An 18336-nucleotide genomic window follows, 5' to 3' on the forward strand; every position below is an offset into this window, starting at 1 on the left:
GGCCATTCATAGAAGCCGTCAGGGTCTTTCCTGCCACATGCGAAGTGAAAACAGAAAGAGAAAACGAGTGTAGATCATGTTGCATTTTGCATAGCGGCGACTTAGATGTCGAAAAATTAAAATCAATTTATATATTCAAGCATAAAAAATACCACAGTCCACCCTTAAAGAATTTCCTTCTAGCTGTTCTGTAAGAATAGATTCAACTAATACGCCAATCTAGCCGCTTACCAGTACACCAATAATAAAATAATCAAATGAAGCATTGCTTTTTTCTTTTCCCGTCAAACATTTTTAACCTCTCATTTAATTTTTTTCGATGTCAAATCTCCATTGAACACTCTTTTTTATGTCCTTCACCATATTATCTCCATTAAAAATTAGATTTGCTTGACTGTTTTCCTAATATCAATTCACCGCCTATTATTTTCGAGAGTCTATTATTGCCTATATTTATTCATACTGCCTTCAATGTTATTAATTATTTATAGATTTTCATATTACTTGTATAAATAGAATATATATAACGTTGAATATATTCTTGTCCTTCTTCGGGTTGACTAGAATATAAACAATAAACAGTTAAGGGGGGAAATAGATGTTATATACCGACGAGTTTATGGAGAGTTTACGGATGGAAGGTGACCCTATTCCGGATGGAATTATTAAAGAATTGTTCAAAAATGGTCAGGTTGGTGCAGTAAACTCTTTGTTGAAACAATTAATTAACAATGACCAGTCTTATCCAGAAGAGCTCCCTGATAACATCGAAAGTTGGCTGAGAGATACAGCTTATTGTCCAGAAGGGGTTGACTGGGCCCGAATGAGGAACGCAACTGACTTATTTCGGGAACATGGTATTGCTATCACTTTACTATTAGCAACAGGCTCACTTGTGTATTGTTATGCAGCACGTAAAGGTGTTAAGGTCCTTACATTCAGTTATCGTTTAGGTCAAAATGCCTACCGCAGGATAGCTGAAACAGGACAATTCATCCTTCATGTCATGGCACCAGGTGGTCTTGAATCCGAAGGACAAGGAATCAAAGCGATCCAAAAAGTCCGTTTAATGCATTCGGCTATTCGCCACTTGGTCCAACAAACCGGTAGATGGGACGAAAAAGAAAATGGTATCCCCATTTGTCAGGAGGATCTGTTGGGTACTCTATTAACCTTCTCTAGTGTTATCATTGATGGCCTTCGTCGTTTAGGTATGAATATAACAGAAAAACAGGCCGAAGATTATCTGTATTTTTGGAAAATCGTAGGATCCATGTTAGGAATTCGGGAGGACATTATCCCAGAGACCATGGAACAATCAATAATATTAAAAGAAACTATTGGAAGAAGGCATCATGGTCCGTCCCCCGAAGGAATTCAAATGACTCAAGCTCTTCTTGAATATCATGCAGATCTAATTCCGGGCCAGATGTTTGATAACATTATTCCTGCTCTAATTCGAGAAATTGTAGGGGACGAAATTGCCGATTGGATGGAAGTGCCCCGCTCCAATTGGCAAAAGTTAATGAAACTCAAAGAACTAATGGGTTTTCTTGATTCTGATTATTCAGGTGTTTTTGGAAGTATGACTAATCAGCTCGGGCTGGCATTGCTCAGGCGTCAGTCACTTTCCATGACCGATTATGAATATACCCCGTTTCTCATACCAACAGAACTACGAAAGGTATGGGGAATAGATGGAGATGCAAAAAAAGGGGGGTAAAAATGAATAAACCATGCGTATCCTTATACTTGGCGGATGATATGTGGCAGGCTGTGTCCATTGGTAGTCGTACCGCTGTTGGAGATGCCAATTACTTGAATAATTTGACTCCTGATTTACTATAGGGATTATGTGTAATATTCCATAATCCCCTTCCCATATGTATAAAATTAGAACAACACCGCCTAATCATAAAGGGAAATGATGTACGACATTATTTAACATTTACATGGCACAAAAAAGACCAACTCCCAATTGTAAGAGCTAGTCATAATTTTGGTTAATTTATTAATCTTCGGCCTTCTTTTAAGAAGGCGGTTTTCGCAGGTTGTTGTTTTTCAAATATACATTTATTCCCTTATTAAATATTGGTTTCGTGCTCTTTTCCCTAATAAGTAGATTTCATACTTATAGAAAATAAGAGGCTAAAATCGTAAAAATCCAAGTACCGATTTTTACTTTTATAGCTCATAGCAACAAAGTTTACGAAAAGAGCCTTTAAGAAATAACCTCAGTTACTTATGGTACGGTTCATTACGATTAATTCGAAACGCTCTATACACCTGCTCTAACAGTACCAATCGCATCAACTGATGGGGCAGCGTCATTTTTGAAAAAGACAATGACTCATTGGAGCGCTTCATCACTTCTTGACTTAACCCAAGCGATCCTCCAATAACAAATGCCACTTTACTCTTCCCATATGTAGCAAGGCGATCTAGCCCTTCAGCAAATTCTTCTGATGATTTTTGTTTACCTTCAATAGCTAGCGCAATGACATGCGTATCATCTGAAATTTTATCCAATATACGTATGCCCTCTTTTTCTTTTACAATTAACATTTCTGCTTCACTTAAATTTTCCGGTGCTTTTTCATCTGGTAACTCAACAACCTCCACTTTTGCATAGGCGGATAATCGTTTTAAATACTCTTCAATGCCTTGTTTTAAATATTTTTCTTTTAATTTTCCGATTGAGATAATTAAGATATTCACATATATTCCCCACCTTACAAACACGTTATCCACAAAAGTTATCCACATATCCACATTCATCATCCACATATTGTGTGGGAATCTGTGTTCGATACAACATATGTCGCCTTATTTTGACAAAATTCACACGTTTTTTGCTCATTATCTTTATTATCCACAGTGTGGATAAACGGCGGCACTTCACATTCATCCACAATAATATCTAACGCTAGTTCCACATGTTCTAAACAACAAGGTAATTTCATAATTTCACCTCACTTATCCACAACAGAAAACAGGAGGGGCTGCCTCCTGTTTTAATACTGCTGACTGCCTAATTTTACAGTTGTTGTATCTTTTTTTGCACCACGATAAAATGTCATTGTCATTTTATCATCAATTTTCTTATTATATAAGATCTTTCGGAATGCAATAATATCTTGAACTGGTTTTCCATCCACTGCTACAATTACATCATATTCGCGTAAACCTGCATCTGCACCAGGAGATGGGCTTTTCACATCTAAAACACATACACCTTCTGTTACATTAGCTGGAAGATGTAATGTTTGACTCCAATAATAATTTGGAATTTCATTTAAAGACCTTAATTCAACTCCAACGTAAGGTCTTCTTACTTTCCCATACTTTTCAATCTCATTCATAACTGGAACAGCTCTTGCGATAGGAATTGCAAGTCCAATTCCCTCTACCTCTTTTGCAGCAATTTTCATGGAGTTGATTCCAACAAGCTGCCCTGCTTCATTTACAAGAGCCCCGCCACTATTACCAGGATTAATAGCTGCATCCGTTTGCAATACTTCTACTTGCCAATCATAATGTCCATCTTGATCTAAATCAACCGGTACAATGCGTTCATTTGCTGAAATAATCCCTTGTGTTACAGAACCTGAAAATTCTAAACCAAGAGGGTTCCCAATTGCAAGCGCAGCTTCACCACGTTTTACTTTTGTAGAATCACCAAGTTCGATAACCTTCTTCGCATATTTTTCATCAATTTGTAAGACAGCTAAATCTGTTACAACATCAGTTCCTAAAATCTTTCCAGGAACTTTTTTTCCATCACTCAAACTTACTTCAATACGATTTGCTCCTGCTACAACATGATTATTTGTTACAATATATGCGTTTCCTTTTTCCTTCTTGTAAATTACACCAGATCCTGTTCCTGCTTCTGAATCTGCTTCTGAAAAATTATCACGCTGAATATTAATAACACCAACAACCGCTTCTGAAGCACGGTCAACAGCTTGAACAAAGCCAGAATGATCTCCTGTATTCGTAACTTGAGGAGTAGACTGCGCTATATACTGTTTCTCTTCACTTGCTTCTGTTTCTCTTATTGCAGTCCAACCTAATTTTGAAAACGTTGGAATAGCAAAAGCAAATAATGTAGCACCAATGACGGTTCCCGCTACAACAGAAACGAAAATATGTTTATGCTTTTGCTTTCTTTTTCGTTTCATCTGTAAATCTTCTTCATCAATAAAGGACATTTATGCTCACCTAGCCTTCCGAAAGCATTTATATTCTCCTTTATTGTTTACCAAAATGAAGAATTATACGTATTGAATTTTAGTTGGCATTTTGGGATCCGTATCGTGCAGCTGGAATGCTTCTCCTACAGCAAGTCCTTTTTCTTCAAGTACTTGTTCAACAGACATACGAGCAAGTTCTTTCATATTATTATCTAAACTAAGGTGAGCCAAATAAATATGCTTCGTTTCATCTGTAATCACATCGGTCATCGCAAGAGCTGCGTCTTCATTAGAAACATGTCCTACATCACTCAAAATTCTTCGTTTAATGCTCCACGGGTAACGTCCCATTCGCAGCATTTCAACGTCATGATTACTTTCAAATACAAAAGCATTAGCTCCCTTAATAATTCCTTTCATTCGGTCGCTAACATATCCCGTATCTGTAATAAGCACTAACTTTCTTCCATTATGATGAAACGCATAAAACATTGGTTCAGCAGCGTCATGTGAAACACCAAATGATTCCACTTCAATATCTCCAAATGTTTTAATCTCTCCAATTGAGAAAATAAATTTTTGCTCTGTTGGAATATTACCGATTAAATGTTCCATCGCGTTCCATGTTTTCTCATTTGCATAAACGGGCAAATCATACTTACGTGCTAACACGCCTAGTCCTTTAATATGGTCGCTATGTTCGTGTGTAACAAGAATACCGGATATGCTATTTATGTCTAGTTCAGCTTGCTGAAACAAAGCTTCTGTTGCTTTTCCACTTAGCCCTGCATCTACTAATAATTTTTGGCGCTCTGTCCCTACATACAGCGCATTTCCTGTACTGCCACTTGCAAGTACACTAAAATGCAAACTCATTTACCCTCACTCCATTGCTCGTTTTCCTTGTTGTCCTTGCCCAATTGAATAATTTGTCCCTCTATTGCATTCACAAAGTAATCCATTTTATCTGTATACAAATTCCACGTTGGAACAAGAACTTGCACATTTGAAGAAGAAGAAGCTACCACTGTTGCATATCCTAGTTTTGCTCCTTTTACATGACTCCCTTGCTTTAATTCATTTTTCGTATACAACGTTTCTAATGCATTCCGAGCAGAAATAATATCCAATTCCTTATTTTGCTCTCCCATCTCTTTAAAATCATATAACATCGTTTGTGTATACGATATAATTTCTTTCTTTTCATTTAACTCCGCAACAATCATACCGTGTTGATTATAATAAATGGGCTTATCCTTATATTTTTGAAAAAAATATACTCTCGATCCTTCTACTTTCCCAGCAGGACTATATTTTTGCCCATCAATTACATAAGAACGTAGAAATTCACTATAATTATCACCTATTGTTGCTTTCGAACTCCCAAATGGTTCTTTAAGCTTACTTGAAATTGTATTCGAATCTTGTAGAGACGCCGTTTGATTTTTTAAAGAACGTATATCTTCATCAGAAAAAACCTTATTTTTCGCCATAATATACGTATCTTTCGTCGGTTCTTTCGGCAAATTATCAGCTGTAATTTTATCTGCTTTCAATTGTTCCTCAATATTCGTTTCCGTCATATAATCAAGTTGATTACTATCTTGCTTTTGAATGAACTGAAAGAGAAGAAAGAGATCTAAAATGAAAAAGGCAACAATAAAAATTGTTTTAATCCTATTCCAATCCAATGAGCTCTCCCCCTTTCTCCTCACTCCATTCTAGAATGTTATTATCTTCACCATACACAACGTACCAAATAGGTTTTAAATTTACTGCAGCAATCTTTTTCCCATCGGCCCCCAGCTCTGGTGTAAGTTTATATCCTAACCGAATATCCTGAATTAATTTCATATCCACTTTTTTATTCTTCTCTAAAGATTGTATCATTGTCTTACCATCTGGAAGAGAAATTGTTTGATCATCACCATACTTTAATGTCGATAACTTAAATAATGGACGCTTATACGAAATTAATTCCTCTGTCCCCCATGCTTGTTCTATCGTCGCCATACCACTTTCATTAAATACAGGTAAGCTATCAACATATAAACGATACGTTGTTTGTCCTGTTTTAGAGTTCATATAATCAAAACGATAAGAATCTGTTAAGCCACCATGACTATTAAGAAAATCAAAACTGCGTTGAACAAGAGCGTTTCCATATATGTGTGATTGATCTGATGCAGCTGAATTTGTGTACTGCAGCATTTGTTTTTTCTTTAGTACTTGCATAAGACGAATTCCATCTGTATATGTGTTTTCCTGATCATCAGACACTTTTTTTACATAACGAGGATCTGTAAATAATGCATTTATAAATATATCCTCAGGTATATCACTTATTAAATATCCCATACTTTGCATATCTGTTTTCGTATCTGGTAAAAAGATCTCTCTTGTATCACTTAATGTATATTGAGAGTATTCCCTCGCATTAGCTATAAATTGGTCACGTGCTGCATCAAGTTCTTTGAGCGTAATTCCCTTTAATACCATTTGATATACTTTGCGATTTTCATACGAAATGAAATATACAGGAATGTTACCATCCCGGCTTCCTTGTAAATCAATCATTATACGATTGAAGCTATATGATTCTGGGATTTTTTCTTTAATTGTAAAAACACTTCTCATAGAATCCAAAGGTATATGTGTAGGAAAAATCATTTCAATCTTATTTTTACCACGAACGAAGGAGAGGAATTGATGTTTTGGGATATCATTTGATATATCTCTAAAATCATACAATTCTCCTCTCTCAAGTAATTTATACAAAGGATCAATAGTATCTATATTTTCGCTTCCAAGGTGTGTATTCTCTTTATGATAAAGAACTAAAGAAGGCAAAACGACATTTTCAGGACCCTTCTGCATCATCTCTGTATTATCTTGTAAATACTTTGCATTTTGTGATTTACTAGAATCCGGCACATAAGTCCATAAATTAAAAGTAAGAAATAAACTAATAACAACCAAATTAATAAGCAAGACTGACTTTAAATTCTTAATTTTCATTCCCAGTCATCCTCTTCTTCCTTTTCCATTGGAAGCGTGAAATAGATGGTTGTCCCTTTTCCTTCTTCACTTTTTGCCCAAACTGAGCCGCCATGAGCTTGAATCATTTCCTTGGCAATCGCGAGACCTAATCCCGTTCCGCCTAGTTTACGCGAACGCGCTTTATCAACACGGTAGAAACGTTCAAAGATTTTATCTACGTTCTCTTTTGGAATGCCCACTCCTTGGTCGCTAATGCTTATTTCTAACATATCTTCTCTTTCTCGTAAACGATATGTCACTGTTCCACCCTCTGGAGAATACTTTAACGCATTTGAAATGATATTATAGAGAACTTGTGTAATTTTATCTTCATCGATTTCAATAAAACGTGATTTCTTAGAAAATGAACGATTAAAAGATACATTTTGTTCTTTTGACATTTCAAAACGGTCAATGATATTACTAAAGAATTGTGTAAAGTCTACCCATTCTTTCATTAAACGATATTCTGTACTATCCAATTTCGAAAGCTGCAATAGTGCATTTACAAGGCGAATCATTCGTTCCGTTTCTTCTTGTGTTACCTGTAAGAATTGCGGTGCAATATTCTCATCTTGCCACGCTCCTTCACCCAATGCCTCTAAATAACTGCGCATCGTTGTTAATGGTGTACGAAGTTCATGTGAAACGTTTGCTACGAATTCGCGGCGTTCCCTATCAATTCGTTCTTGTTCCGTTACATCATATAATACTGCAATTAAACCATTCACCTTTCCAGTTTCTTTTTGAATAACAGAAAAGCTAGCTCGCAAAATATATGGCTCATCCCTTGTACTAAAATCTAATATAACAGAGTCTGGTTCTTCATATAAATTATCTAATGTGTATTCTTCTTGAATGCCTAATATTTCTAAAACAGACTGGTCTAATGCTGTTTCACGTGAAACATTTAGCATTTTTTCTGCCGGATCATTTAATAAGATAATATCTCCTTTTCGATCCGTTGCAATTACCCCATCTGTCATATGAGATAACACAGATGAAAGCTTTCGTCTCTCACTTTCCGTAGAAGAACGAGCTTGCTGCAACTTCTTCGATAAGTTATTAAATGCTAATGCTAGTTGACCAATTTCATCATTGCCATGTACTTTTACTTTACGAGAATAATTCCCCTTTGCCATTTCAATGGCTTGCCTTCTCATATCTGAAATTGGCCTTGTAATGGTTTGTGCCAACAAAGTACCTAGCACAGCTGTTACCAACAGTGCAATAACCGTTCCCGTTGCAAAAATTTGATTAATAAGCTTCATTTGTTTATAAACATCTTCCATAGAAGCAACAATATAAATTACACCAAGTGTTTTCTTATTGTCTCCTTGAATTGGAGTGGCAACAACTTCCACACGATTCCCTGTGTTGCGATCTATTTCCATTTTTTCAACGGGTTTTCCTTGTACTAAAGCTCGCTTTACCAGTAGATCAGTTGTTTTCTTTCCAACAATCCCTTGATTATACTGATGTGATGTCGCTAATACACGGCTATTTGCATCAATCACCCTAACTTCTTGAATATCAGCTTTTCGATCAGAAGAAAAATCTTCTATGCTCGTTTGAATTGCTCCTTCAAGAGTGGGATCTGTTTTTTCTCTTTCTTTTGTAAATTCCTGCTTTAAATTGTAAGCGAGTAAATTCGTTTGTTGTGTTAATGATTCCTTAAAGCTCTTCACAAGGTTCTTTTCTAACTCACGAACGAAATATACACCAATAATTTGCATCGCCATTAAAATTAATAGCATGTAAATTAATACGAACTTTAAATGAATAGACTGAAAAAAACCAACTTTCTTCATATATTACTCCTGCTCTGGATCACGTAAGTAATATCCAACACCGCGTCTTGTTACAATTAAAGTCGGATGACTTGGATTATCTTCAATTTTCTCACGCAAACGACGAACCGTTACATCTACTGTACGCACATCACCAAAATAGTCATAACCCCAAACCGTTTGTAATAAATGTTCGCGTGTCATAACTTGTCCTAAATGTTTTGCTAAATAATGAAGTAATTCAAATTCACGATGTGTTAACTCAATACTTTCTTCTCGTTTTGTTACACTATATGCGTTTGGATTAATCACAATTGGACCGATAATCATCTCTGTATTTTCTTCTTTTTCAGCTGCTCCTCCTTGCTGATGACGACGTAAATTCGCTTTTACGCGTGCTAATAACTCACGTGTACTAAACGGCTTTGTTACATAATCATCTGCACCAAGTTCTAACCCAAGCACCTTGTCAATTTCAGAGTCCTTTGCTGTTAGCATAATAATCGGCATTTCATGGTTTTTTCGTATTTCACGGCAAACTTCTAAACCGTCTTTTCCCGGTAACATAATATCTAATAAAACCATATCCGGTTGTTCCTCATTTGCTTTTTCAATTGCTTCATCACCATCGTGCGCCATCACAATTTCAAAACCTTCTTTTTCTAAGTTAAACTTTAAAATATCTGCAATTGGCTTCTCATCATCAACGACTAAAATTTTCTTTCCCATCATTTTAGTTTCCTCCTGCATGTTTAATGCTTTCCTTACAGAAAAGCCCCTAGCTTCAACTGCTAGAGGCTCCCTCATTCTATTGTAAAAGAACTACTCTCATTTGTAAAATTGAACAATATAAAAAGGATATTAAGTGGGCCCACCTAATATCCTGAGAGTGGCTCGGGACGGAATCGAACCGCCGACACGAGGATTTTCAGTCCTCTGCTCTACCGACTGAGCTACCGAGCCAAAACATATATATAAAACCACTAATTGTGGTATTAAACAAAAGTGGCGGTCCCGACCGGGGTCGAACCGGCGATCTCCTGCGTGACAGGCAGGCATGTTAACCACTACACCACGGGACCAAAATAATATATAAAAAAAAGTGACCCGTACGGGATTCGAACCCGTGTTACCGCCGTGAAAGGGCGGTGTCTTAACCACTTGACCAACGGGCCACGAAAATAAAATGGTGAGCCATGAAGGACTCGAACCTTCGACCCTCTGATTAAAAGTCAGATGCTCTACCAACTGAGCTAATGGCTCATACTCACCAATGTCATGTTTCGTGACGACAAGACTTATAATATCATAAGATGTTTTATCTTTGCAATACTTTTTTTCATATTTTTATAAAAACATGAAAAAAGAACTCATTTCAATATGAGTCCTTTCTTCAATATACCGTACTCTTAAAAAAAAGACAAGATTATAGGCCGTATACGTTACGAACAATGTTTGTTTGGTTACGGTCTGGACCAACAGAGAACATAGATAATGAAATACCTGTTAATTGAGACACACGCTCTACATAATGTCTTGCATTTTCAGGAAGATCAGCTAATGTTCTTACACCTGTAATATCTTCTGTCCAGCCTGGAAGCTCTTCATATACTGGCTCACATTTTGCTAAAATGTTTAAGTTTGCTGGAACTTCATCAAGAATTTCTCCGTTATATTTATACGCAATACAGATTTTTAAAGTTGGAATACCTGTTAATACGTCGATAGAGTTTAAAGATAAGTCTGTAAGACCGCTAACGCGACGAGCATGTCTTACAACAACGCTATCGAACCAACCAACGCGGCGTGGGCGACCTGTTGTTGTACCGTATTCACGACCAACTTCACGAATTTGATTGCCGATTTCATCATGTAATTCAGTTGGGAATGGACCATCACCTACACGGCTTGTATATGCTTTACATACACCTACAACGCGATGAATTTTAGAAGGACCAACACCAGAACCAATTGTTACACCACCAGCTACTGGGTTAGAAGATGTAACGAATGGGTACGTACCTTGGTCGATATCAAGCATAACGCCTTGTGCACCTTCAAATAATACGCGGCGACCTTCGTCTAATGCGTCATTTAAGACAACAGATGTATCGCATACGTATTGTGCAATTCGTTGTCCATACTCATAATATTCTTCAAAAATCTCGCCAGCATTGAAACCTTCTGCATCGTACATTTTTTCAAATAAACGATTTTTTTCCGCAAGGTTGCGCTCAAGTTTTTCTTTAAATGCTTCACGATCTAAAAGGTCTGCCATACGAATACCAACACGAGCTGCTTTATCCATGTATGCAGGGCCGATACCTTTTTTCGTTGTACCAATTTTATTATCACCTTTACGCTCTTCTTCTAACTCATCTTGTTTTAAATGATAAGGTAAAATAACGTGCGCACGGTTGCTGATACGTAAATTATCAGTGTTTACACCGCGATCATGTAAATATTTTAATTCCTCAAGTAATGCTTTCGGATCTACTACCATACCGTTTCCGATAACACAAATTTTTTCTTTATAAAAAATACCAGATGGAATTAAGTGCAACTTATACTTAACACCGCCGAAAACGATTGTATGTCCTGCGTTATTTCCACCTTGATATCTTGCAACTACTTCCGCATGTTCAGAAAGAAAATCAGTAATTTTACCTTTTCCTTCATCGCCCCATTGTGTTCCTACAACTACTACTGAAGACATTATTCAAGCACCTCCGCAATTTTCAAACGAACTTTTCAAACAATATAATTGTACCAAAATGCAAAGAGAAGTCAATTTAAAAACGAACATTTTTTTCCCTTTTATTCCTTTTGTTCGTAAGAAATATTTTTTTACTATGATAACCTTATTTTTCACAAACAAAAAAAAGAAACACATTTTATTATAAGAAATGTGTTTCTTTTTTATACCCTCACTAGGCCCCCTCATCAAAACGCCGTTCTAAATTCACGAATTTGTTAAATTCCTTCACAAACGCTAGTTCAACTGAGCCTACTGGGCCATTACGCTGCTTAGCAATAATAATTTCAATTGTATTTTTGTTTTCTGTTTCCCGGTCATAGTAGTCTTCACGATATAAAAAGGCTACTATATCAGCATCCTGCTCAATACTTCCTGATTCACGAATATCAGACATCATCGGACGCTTATCTTGACGAGACTCAACACCACGAGAGAGCTGAGATAAGGCAATCACTGGAACTTCTAGTTCACGAGCGAGCCCTTTTAGTGTACGAGAAATTTCTGATACTTCTTGTTGACGGTTTTCACCCGATTTTCCACTACCCTGAATAAGTTGTAAATAATCGATTAAAATCATTCCAAGACCGTGTTCTTGTTTCAAGCGTCTGCATTTTGCTCGAATTTCACTAACGCGAATCCCCGGTGTATCATCAATAAAAATACCTGCATTTGAGAGACTCCCCATCGCCATCGTCAATTTCGCCCAGTCTTCTGAAGTTAAAGATCCCGTACGAAGACGCTGCGCATCAATATTTCCTTCTGCACAAAGCATACGCATAACGAGCTGATCGGATCCCATCTCCAAACTAAAAATCGCAACATTTTCATCCGTTTTCGTAGCAACATTTTGAGCAATGTTTAAAGAAAATGCTGTTTTCCCTACAGATGGACGCGCTGCTACAATAATTAAATCATTACGCTGGAAACCTGCTGTCATACGATCTAACTCTGTGAAACCAGTTGGAATTCCTGTAATTTCACCTTTTTGATTATGCAGTAATTCAATTTTATCGTAAGCTGTCACAAGAACATCTTTAATATTTTGAAATCCTTTTGTATTCGTACGCTGAGATACTTCTAGTATTTTTTTCTCTGCTTCATTTAACAGGCTCTCTACATCATCTTCTCGTTCATAACCATCCGACACAATATGCGTTGCTGTTCGAATAAGCCGGCGCAAAATCGATTTTTCAGCGATAATGCGTGCATAATATCCTACATTGGCAGCTGTCGGTACAGCTTCCGCTAGTTCAGCTAAATAGGAAACACCGCCAATTTCTTCTAACAAATTTTGATCAGCAAGCGCTGCTGTTGCAGTAACTAAATCAATTGGCTCTCCTTTATCAGAAAGATCAAGCATCATTTGATAAATCTTTTGATGTGCCGTTCGATAGAAGTCTTCTGGCATTAGCATTTCCGAAGCTGATGTTAATGCTTCTTGATCGAGAAAAATAGCCCCTAAAACGGCTTGTTCAGCCTCAATATTATGCGGAGGGGTACGATCAGCAAATACGTCACTCATGCGCAAACCTCCTCTTCAATCTTTTGTTTATTGTTCAGTAACATGTACTTTTACTGTCGCCGTCACTTGTGGGTGTAATTTCACAGTAACATTCGTATATCCTAACGCACGAATTGCGTCATCCATCTCAAATTTACGTTTATCAAGTTTAATGTTATGAGCTTTTTGTAAACCATCTACAATTTGTTTACTTGTAATAGAGCCAAATAAACGGCCACCTTCACCTGATTTTGCTTTTAATTCTACCGTTAACTTTTCTAGAGTTTCTTTTAACTCCTTACATTTTTCAAGCTCTAATTCTGCATCTTTTTCTTCCTTGCGTTTTTTCGCATCTAATGTTTTCACATTTGCATTTGTTGCTTCAACCGCAAGACCTTGTTTTAATAAAAAGTTATTCGCATAACCGTCTGGTACGTTTTTTACTTCCCCTTTTTTCCCTTTACCTTTTACGTCTTTTAGAAAAATTACTTTCATGATTGTGTTCCTCCCTCTAAATACTCAGTTATAACAGATTGTAGTTTTACTTCTGCTTCATCAATTGATATGTCTTGCATCTGCGTTGCGGCATTTGTTAAATGACCGCCCCCGCCTAAATGCTCCATAATAAGCTGTACATTTACCTCTCCTAAAGAACGCCCACTAATACCAATAACAGTTTCACTACGCCGCGCAATTACGAAAGAAGCTACTATTCCTGTCATTGTCAGTAATGTATCAGCCGATTGTGCAATTAATACTTGATCATAAAACCCATCACCATCTACCTTTGCAATCGCAATCCCATTTTTATAAATGTATGCATTTCGGATTGTTTTTGCAATCTGTAAATAATGCTCCATATCCTCTTTTAATAACTTTTGTACTAACACAGTATCTGCACCATGTGAACGAAGATACGAGGCTGCATCAAACGTACGTGCTCCGGTGCGGAATGTAAAGCTCTTTGTATCTACGATAATGCCAGCAAGTAAAGCCGTCGCCTCTAGCATATTCATTTTTAAGCGCTTAGGCTGATATTCCAATAGCTCTGTTACAAGTTCTGCCGTGGAAGACGCATATGGTTCCATATAGACAAGCAATGGGTCTTCAACAAAATCCTCACCACGGCGATGATGGTCAATTACAACTACATTTTCAATCTTATCAAGCAACCTTTTTTCCATGACCATGGACGGTTTATGTGTATCCACTACAACAAGAAGCGAATCATCATTCGCAAATTCCAGCGCCTGTTGCGGTGTAATAAAACGCGACCACAATTCACCTTGCTGCTTAACTTCATCCATTAGACGTTTAATTCCTTTATCAGAATCATTTTCATCCAATACGATATATCCTTCTCGTTCATTAAGTTGTGCTACTTTTAAAATACCAATTGCTGCCCCAATAGCATCCATATCCGGTGCTCGGTGCCCCATAATAATAATATTGCTGCTTTCTAGCACAAGATCTTTTAAAGCGTGAGAAATAACACGTGCACGTACACGAGTACGTTTTTCCACCGGATTCGTTTTCCCGCCATAAAACTTTACTTTCCCTGTCGCCTGTTTAATTGTCACTTGATCTCCGCCTCGTCCAAGTGCCAAATCAAGACCTGATTGCGCCATAGCTCCAAGCTCCGCTAGCGATAAATCACCAGAACCAACACCAATGCTCAATGTAAGAGGAATATTTCGTTTAGACGTTTCTTCACGTACTTGGTCTAAAATATCAAATTTCCCTTTCTCCATTTGCGCTAAAATACTTTCATTTAATACAACGAAAAATCGCTCGGATGAAGCACGTTTCAAATAAGCTCCATGTTTCACAGCCCATTCATTCAACAAAGATGTAACATGGCTTGTAATGTTTGTACGCAATTGATCATCTAGTCCTTGCGTCACTTCATCATAGTTATCTAAATAGATGACAGCGAGTACCGTTCTTTGGTCTTCATACATTTTCTCAATCTCTGTTTGCTCTGTCACATCAAAGAAATAAATTAACTTTTCTTCTTTTCTGGCAAACACGCGAAATTTCCGATTGTTCAAAGATACAATATCATTAGCTGTTTCACCTTTTGTAAATAGAAGTAGGGTCTCTGATAGATCATACAGATGCCATCCAGCTAACGAATGCTGCCCTAAACAGGAAGATAAATATGGGTTTGCCCAGTCGATTCCATAATCCTTGTTATATAGTAAAATTCCAATTGGCATTTGATTGAAAGCCTCATTACTTACCTTTTTAACTCTTGTAATCGTATCATTCGTATACTTTTCAAAGCGTTTTTGAAATGCAAGCTCAAATTTAATAGTGAAAAATAAAACGATACAAAAGACGACGAAGGAAATCATACCCATCAACCAATGAAAATAGACGAGAATTGTAATGAGTACAAACGCTAAAAATGCCAACACATAAACAGGATACAAAAACCGCTGTTTCTTATAAAATTCAGGCATATATACAACTCCTATAAAGTGAAACTTCTATCAGTTAGGTCTTCATTCCTCTACTGATATTTAGTCAAATCCACCAGACTTATCCCCCACTTACAGAGTCTTACGGTCCCATTAAGTGCAGGATAAAAGTTTATATTTCTATGTTTCGTTACAAAAAAAGGCTTATAAAAAGCACTTTGTTTCAACTACTTATTTCACCTGTACTTTCGACCGTAACGAAAAGCCTAAATCAATTATACCTAAGATTGTCACAAGAGGGAACAAAACTGGTACAAACAAACCTACGACAAAAATTAAAATTGGAATAGCTTTAGTATATCCTTTTGCATTTGTAAAAAAAGCAAGGAACGAAAAACCTTGAAACAACAGTAATAAGGTGAAAATTGTTGATAAATTTAAAACCACCATTTCTAAATATGAGCCTGCTTCTATTTTCGTAAAAGAAGAAAGCAAAATAACAGCGACGTACAACCAAACGATACTCTTAGGAATCTGTATATCACGGAATGTCGGCCAAGATTCCACCGTGTACTTTAATCGTTTTAAGACACGATTAGCAATTAAAATCGTAATCCAAGAATAAAAAAATGACCCCATAGCAAGTAAAGCTGGTGCAAGCAAGCGAAGCATATTCCCTAATTTTTTCAATTCAGCCAGTTGATCTTCATTTACAGGTGCACCTGCCATGTTCATAAATTTCTCGCTTTGTTCCATCGATTGTTTAAACATGTCTTCCATTTGCTTAATAAAATCGATGTTAAAAAACTTCACGCTGACAGCATACAGCAATACAAAACTCACAAGATATACAAGTGTCCCTACTAATAAAATTTCAATAATACTTTTTTTCTTTTTATACATATGTCCTAATACAATCCCTGTTATTCCAAACATAATTGTATTCACAATACTAAGAGGCGAACTAACAATAAGCGTTACAAAAATCGCTGCTCCTAATAACATACAAGCACTACTTAATGGGGATCTTATCGTAAAAATAAGAAATGGTAACGGCAATGCAAATATAAATATAGCCCCTAAAATGGGCATATACAGAGAGGCAAGAAGCAAGATAGCATATAAAGCAAGTAAAACTGCTCCTTCTGTAATGAGTCGTGTGCGCTTCATTATTCACACCTTCTTTCTTATAAAGTGAAACTTCCATCAGTGGGATTTCTTCATCTCCGACCGATTTTCTTCCTTCTAAATCTTAAGATGAAGCTCTTAGCAATAAAAAAGAAAAGAATAGCAAAATGCACAGTAGAGTTTCACTCTACTGTGCATTTCATACGTTATTATTCACCAACATATGGTAAAAGTGCCATTTGACGAGCACGTTTGATTGCAACTGTTAATTTGCGTTGGTATTTTGCGCTAGTACCTGTTACACGACGTGGTAAAATTTTACCGCGCTCAGAAACGAAGCGTTTTAGTAAATCTACATCTTTATAGTCAATGTTAGTGATACCGTTAGATGTAAAGAAACATACCTTACGACGTTTCGCACGTCCACCTTTGCGTCCACCTGCCATGTTCATTTCCCTCCATTCTGTTTTAAAATACCCGTTCTATACCATTAAAATGGTAAGTCATCATCTGAAATATCAATTGGTTGACCTACATTTGCAAATGGATCGTCATTTCTAGTAAAGCCAGCATTCTGACCATTATTACCAGATTGACCAAATGGGTTTTGAGAGCCTTGGTTTCCGAAACCTGCTCCCGATGGTTGCTGATTGAATGAACCGCGTTGCTCACCACCGCTATTACGCGGTTCTAAAAATTGTACGTTCTCCGCTAGAACTTCTGTTACATATACACGCTTACCATCTTGTCCATCGTAATTACGAGTTTGAAGACGCCCATCTACGCCTGCTAAGCTACCTTTTTTCAAATAATTCGCCACGTTCTCTGCTTGTTTACGCCATATTACACAGTTAATAAAGTCAGCTTCACGCTCACCTTGCTGATTCGTAAATGCGCGATTCACAGCTAACGTGAAAGTAGCTACTGCAACACCATTGGGCGTGTAACGTAAGTCAGGGTCCTTAGTTAAACGACCAACGAGTATAACACGATTCATCAATCGAACCACTCTCCCTATATATCTTAATGATTATGCTTCGTTTTTAACAACGATGTGACGAATGATATCTTCGCTGATCTTAGCTAAACGATCAAATTCATTAACCGCTTCTGGGTTAGAATTTACGTTTAAGATCATGTAGAAACCGTCACGTAAGTCGTTGATTTCGTAAGCTAAACGACGCTTACCCCAATCTTTTGTGTTAATGATTTCTGCACCATTGTCAGTTAAAACGCCTGCAAAACGTTCAACTAAAGCTTTTTGAGCTTCTTCTTCCATGTTCGGACGAATGATGTACATGATTTCGTACTTTTTCATTACACTTTCACCTCCTTTTGGTCTAAACGGCCCAAATTGGGCAAGGAGCAATTAATTTATAGTAATTACTCACGAGTTTAGATTATATCATAGTAAGTTAGAGGAAGCAACTCACGAAAACATAAAAAACTTGGCAAACCTAATGAATTTGCCAAGTTAAATACTTTATTTTTTTCCTAGGAA

Annotated in this window: 17 protein-coding genes and 4 tRNA genes; 1 reads left to right on the forward strand and 20 read right to left on the reverse strand. The window is 36.9% G+C overall.

Going from position 1 to position 18336, the window contains the following annotated elements; all coding sequences use genetic code 11:
* Positions 1 to 598 precede the first annotated feature (598 nt).
* On the forward strand, positions 599 to 1723 hold the full coding sequence (locus tag CN326_RS16780; protein ID WP_098310127.1) for an oxygenase MpaB family protein: 1125 nt from the start codon (positions 599 to 601) through the stop codon (positions 1721 to 1723).
* A 515-nt stretch (positions 1724 to 2238) separates the two neighbouring features.
* Here the strand turns inward: CN326_RS16780 and rlmH are convergent.
* The 20 genes from rlmH to rpsF all read right to left on the reverse strand — a co-directional run bounded on the left by rlmH (position 2239) and on the right by rpsF (position 18153).
* Entirely contained in the window at positions 2239 to 2718 is a 480-nt protein-coding gene (gene rlmH / locus CN326_RS16785) for a 23S rRNA (pseudouridine(1915)-N(3))-methyltransferase RlmH (protein WP_098310128.1), read from the reverse strand.
* 59 nt (positions 2719 to 2777) lie between these two features.
* Positions 2778 to 2963 carry a CxxH/CxxC protein gene (locus tag CN326_RS16790; RefSeq protein WP_098310129.1) on the reverse strand — a complete coding sequence of 62 codons (186 nt, stop codon included), beginning with the start codon at positions 2961 to 2963 and terminating at the stop codon, positions 2778 to 2780.
* Between the two features lie 51 nt (positions 2964 to 3014).
* Positions 3015 to 4214 (reverse strand): S1C family serine protease, encoded by a 1200-nt coding sequence (locus CN326_RS16795; RefSeq protein ID WP_098310130.1) that lies wholly within the window; start codon positions 4212 to 4214, stop codon positions 3015 to 3017.
* Positions 4215 to 4277: 63 nt separating this feature from the next.
* Positions 4278 to 5072 carry an MBL fold metallo-hydrolase gene (locus CN326_RS16800; RefSeq protein WP_098310131.1) on the reverse strand — a complete coding sequence of 265 codons (795 nt, stop codon included), beginning with the start codon at positions 5070 to 5072 and terminating at the stop codon, positions 4278 to 4280.
* A complete protein-coding gene (locus tag CN326_RS16805) occupies positions 5069 to 5887 on the reverse strand; it encodes a two-component system regulatory protein YycI (RefSeq protein ID WP_098310132.1) in 819 nt (272 codons plus the stop codon). The genes CN326_RS16800 and CN326_RS16805 overlap by 4 nt, the downstream gene beginning before the upstream one ends.
* Positions 5874 to 7214 carry a YycH family regulatory protein gene (locus CN326_RS16810; RefSeq protein WP_098310133.1) on the reverse strand — a complete coding sequence of 447 codons (1341 nt, stop codon included), beginning with the start codon at positions 7212 to 7214 and terminating at the stop codon, positions 5874 to 5876. Before CN326_RS16810 ends, CN326_RS16805 begins: the two co-directional genes overlap by 14 nt.
* Positions 7211 to 9046 (reverse strand): cell wall metabolism sensor histidine kinase WalK, encoded by a 1836-nt coding sequence (walK, locus tag CN326_RS16815; RefSeq protein WP_098310134.1) that lies wholly within the window; start codon positions 9044 to 9046, stop codon positions 7211 to 7213. The genes CN326_RS16810 and walK overlap by 4 nt, the downstream gene beginning before the upstream one ends.
* A gap of 3 nt (positions 9047 to 9049) precedes the next feature.
* Positions 9050 to 9757 carry a cell wall metabolism DNA-binding response regulator WalR gene (gene walR, locus CN326_RS16820; RefSeq protein ID WP_098310135.1) on the reverse strand — a complete coding sequence of 236 codons (708 nt, stop codon included), beginning with the start codon at positions 9755 to 9757 and terminating at the stop codon, positions 9050 to 9052.
* A 158-nt stretch (positions 9758 to 9915) separates the two neighbouring features.
* Positions 9916 to 9988, reverse strand: a tRNA-Phe gene (locus CN326_RS16825).
* Between the two features lie 43 nt (positions 9989 to 10031).
* Positions 10032 to 10107 (reverse strand) — tRNA-Asp (locus tag CN326_RS16830).
* Between the two features lie 21 nt (positions 10108 to 10128).
* Positions 10129 to 10200 (reverse strand) — tRNA-Glu (locus CN326_RS16835).
* A gap of 12 nt (positions 10201 to 10212) precedes the next feature.
* Positions 10213 to 10288: transfer RNA gene (locus CN326_RS16840), tRNA-Lys, on the reverse strand.
* 163 nt (positions 10289 to 10451) lie between these two features.
* On the reverse strand, positions 10452 to 11741 hold the full coding sequence (locus tag CN326_RS16845) for an adenylosuccinate synthase (protein WP_098310136.1): 1290 nt from the start codon (positions 11739 to 11741) through the stop codon (positions 10452 to 10454).
* Between the two features lie 214 nt (positions 11742 to 11955).
* Entirely contained in the window at positions 11956 to 13305 is a 1350-nt protein-coding gene (gene dnaB / locus CN326_RS16850; RefSeq protein WP_098310137.1) for a replicative DNA helicase, read from the reverse strand.
* A 27-nt stretch (positions 13306 to 13332) separates the two neighbouring features.
* On the reverse strand, positions 13333 to 13779 hold the full coding sequence (gene rplI, locus CN326_RS16855; RefSeq protein ID WP_098310138.1) for a 50S ribosomal protein L9: 447 nt from the start codon (positions 13777 to 13779) through the stop codon (positions 13333 to 13335).
* The gene (locus CN326_RS16860) at positions 13776 to 15749 is read right to left on the reverse strand and encodes a DHH family phosphoesterase (RefSeq protein ID WP_098310139.1); all 1974 of its coding nucleotides are present in this window, start codon (positions 15747 to 15749) and stop codon (positions 13776 to 13778) included. Before CN326_RS16860 ends, rplI begins: the two co-directional genes overlap by 4 nt.
* A gap of 189 nt (positions 15750 to 15938) precedes the next feature.
* On the reverse strand, positions 15939 to 16877 hold the full coding sequence (locus CN326_RS16865) for a YybS family protein (protein ID WP_098310140.1): 939 nt from the start codon (positions 16875 to 16877) through the stop codon (positions 15939 to 15941).
* Between the two features lie 167 nt (positions 16878 to 17044).
* Entirely contained in the window at positions 17045 to 17281 is a 237-nt protein-coding gene (gene rpsR / locus CN326_RS16870; RefSeq protein WP_098310141.1) for a 30S ribosomal protein S18, read from the reverse strand.
* A 44-nt stretch (positions 17282 to 17325) separates the two neighbouring features.
* The gene (gene ssb, locus CN326_RS16875; RefSeq protein WP_098310142.1) at positions 17326 to 17835 is read right to left on the reverse strand and encodes a single-stranded DNA-binding protein; all 510 of its coding nucleotides are present in this window, start codon (positions 17833 to 17835) and stop codon (positions 17326 to 17328) included.
* A gap of 30 nt (positions 17836 to 17865) precedes the next feature.
* Entirely contained in the window at positions 17866 to 18153 is a 288-nt protein-coding gene (gene rpsF / locus CN326_RS16880) for a 30S ribosomal protein S6 (RefSeq protein WP_098310143.1), read from the reverse strand.
* Between the last annotated feature and the right edge of the window lie 183 nt (positions 18154 to 18336).

It is taken from the genome of Bacillus sp. AFS018417 (assembly GCF_002560985.1).
In the GTDB taxonomy this organism is placed as follows: domain Bacteria; phylum Bacillota; class Bacilli; order Bacillales; family Bacillaceae_G; genus Bacillus_A; species Bacillus_A rhizoplanae.

Bases quoted from the DNA above. Each gene is read 5' to 3' on its own strand.
- CN326_RS16780 (WP_098310127.1), top strand. From the start codon at position 599: ATGTTATATACCGACGAGTTTATGGAGAGTTTACGGATGGAAGGTGAC.
- CN326_RS16790 (WP_098310129.1), bottom strand. From the start codon at position 2,963: ATGAAATTACCTTGTTGTTTAGAACATGTGGAACTAGCGTTAGATATT.
- CN326_RS16795 (WP_098310130.1), bottom strand. From the start codon at position 4,214: ATGTCCTTTATTGATGAAGAAGATTTACAGATGAAACGAAAAAGAAAG.
- CN326_RS16800 (WP_098310131.1), bottom strand. From the start codon at position 5,072: ATGAGTTTGCATTTTAGTGTACTTGCAAGTGGCAGTACAGGAAATGCG.
- CN326_RS16810 (WP_098310133.1), bottom strand. From the start codon at position 7,214: ATGAAAATTAAGAATTTAAAGTCAGTCTTGCTTATTAATTTGGTTGTT.
- walK (WP_098310134.1), bottom strand. From the start codon at position 9,046: ATGAAGAAAGTTGGTTTTTTTCAGTCTATTCATTTAAAGTTCGTATTA.
- walR (WP_098310135.1), bottom strand. From the start codon at position 9,757: ATGATGGGAAAGAAAATTTTAGTCGTTGATGATGAGAAGCCAATTGCA.
- CN326_RS16845 (WP_098310136.1), bottom strand. From the start codon at position 11,741: ATGTCTTCAGTAGTAGTTGTAGGAACACAATGGGGCGATGAAGGAAAA.
- dnaB (WP_098310137.1), bottom strand. From the start codon at position 13,305: ATGAGTGACGTATTTGCTGATCGTACCCCTCCGCATAATATTGAGGCT.
- rplI (WP_098310138.1), bottom strand. From the start codon at position 13,779: ATGAAAGTAATTTTTCTAAAAGACGTAAAAGGTAAAGGGAAAAAAGGG.
- CN326_RS16860 (WP_098310139.1), bottom strand. From the start codon at position 15,749: ATGCCTGAATTTTATAAGAAACAGCGGTTTTTGTATCCTGTTTATGTG.
- CN326_RS16865 (WP_098310140.1), bottom strand. From the start codon at position 16,877: ATGAAGCGCACACGACTCATTACAGAAGGAGCAGTTTTACTTGCTTTA.
- rpsR (WP_098310141.1), bottom strand. From the start codon at position 17,281: ATGGCAGGTGGACGCAAAGGTGGACGTGCGAAACGTCGTAAGGTATGT.
- rpsF (WP_098310143.1), bottom strand. From the start codon at position 18,153: ATGAAAAAGTACGAAATCATGTACATCATTCGTCCGAACATGGAAGAA.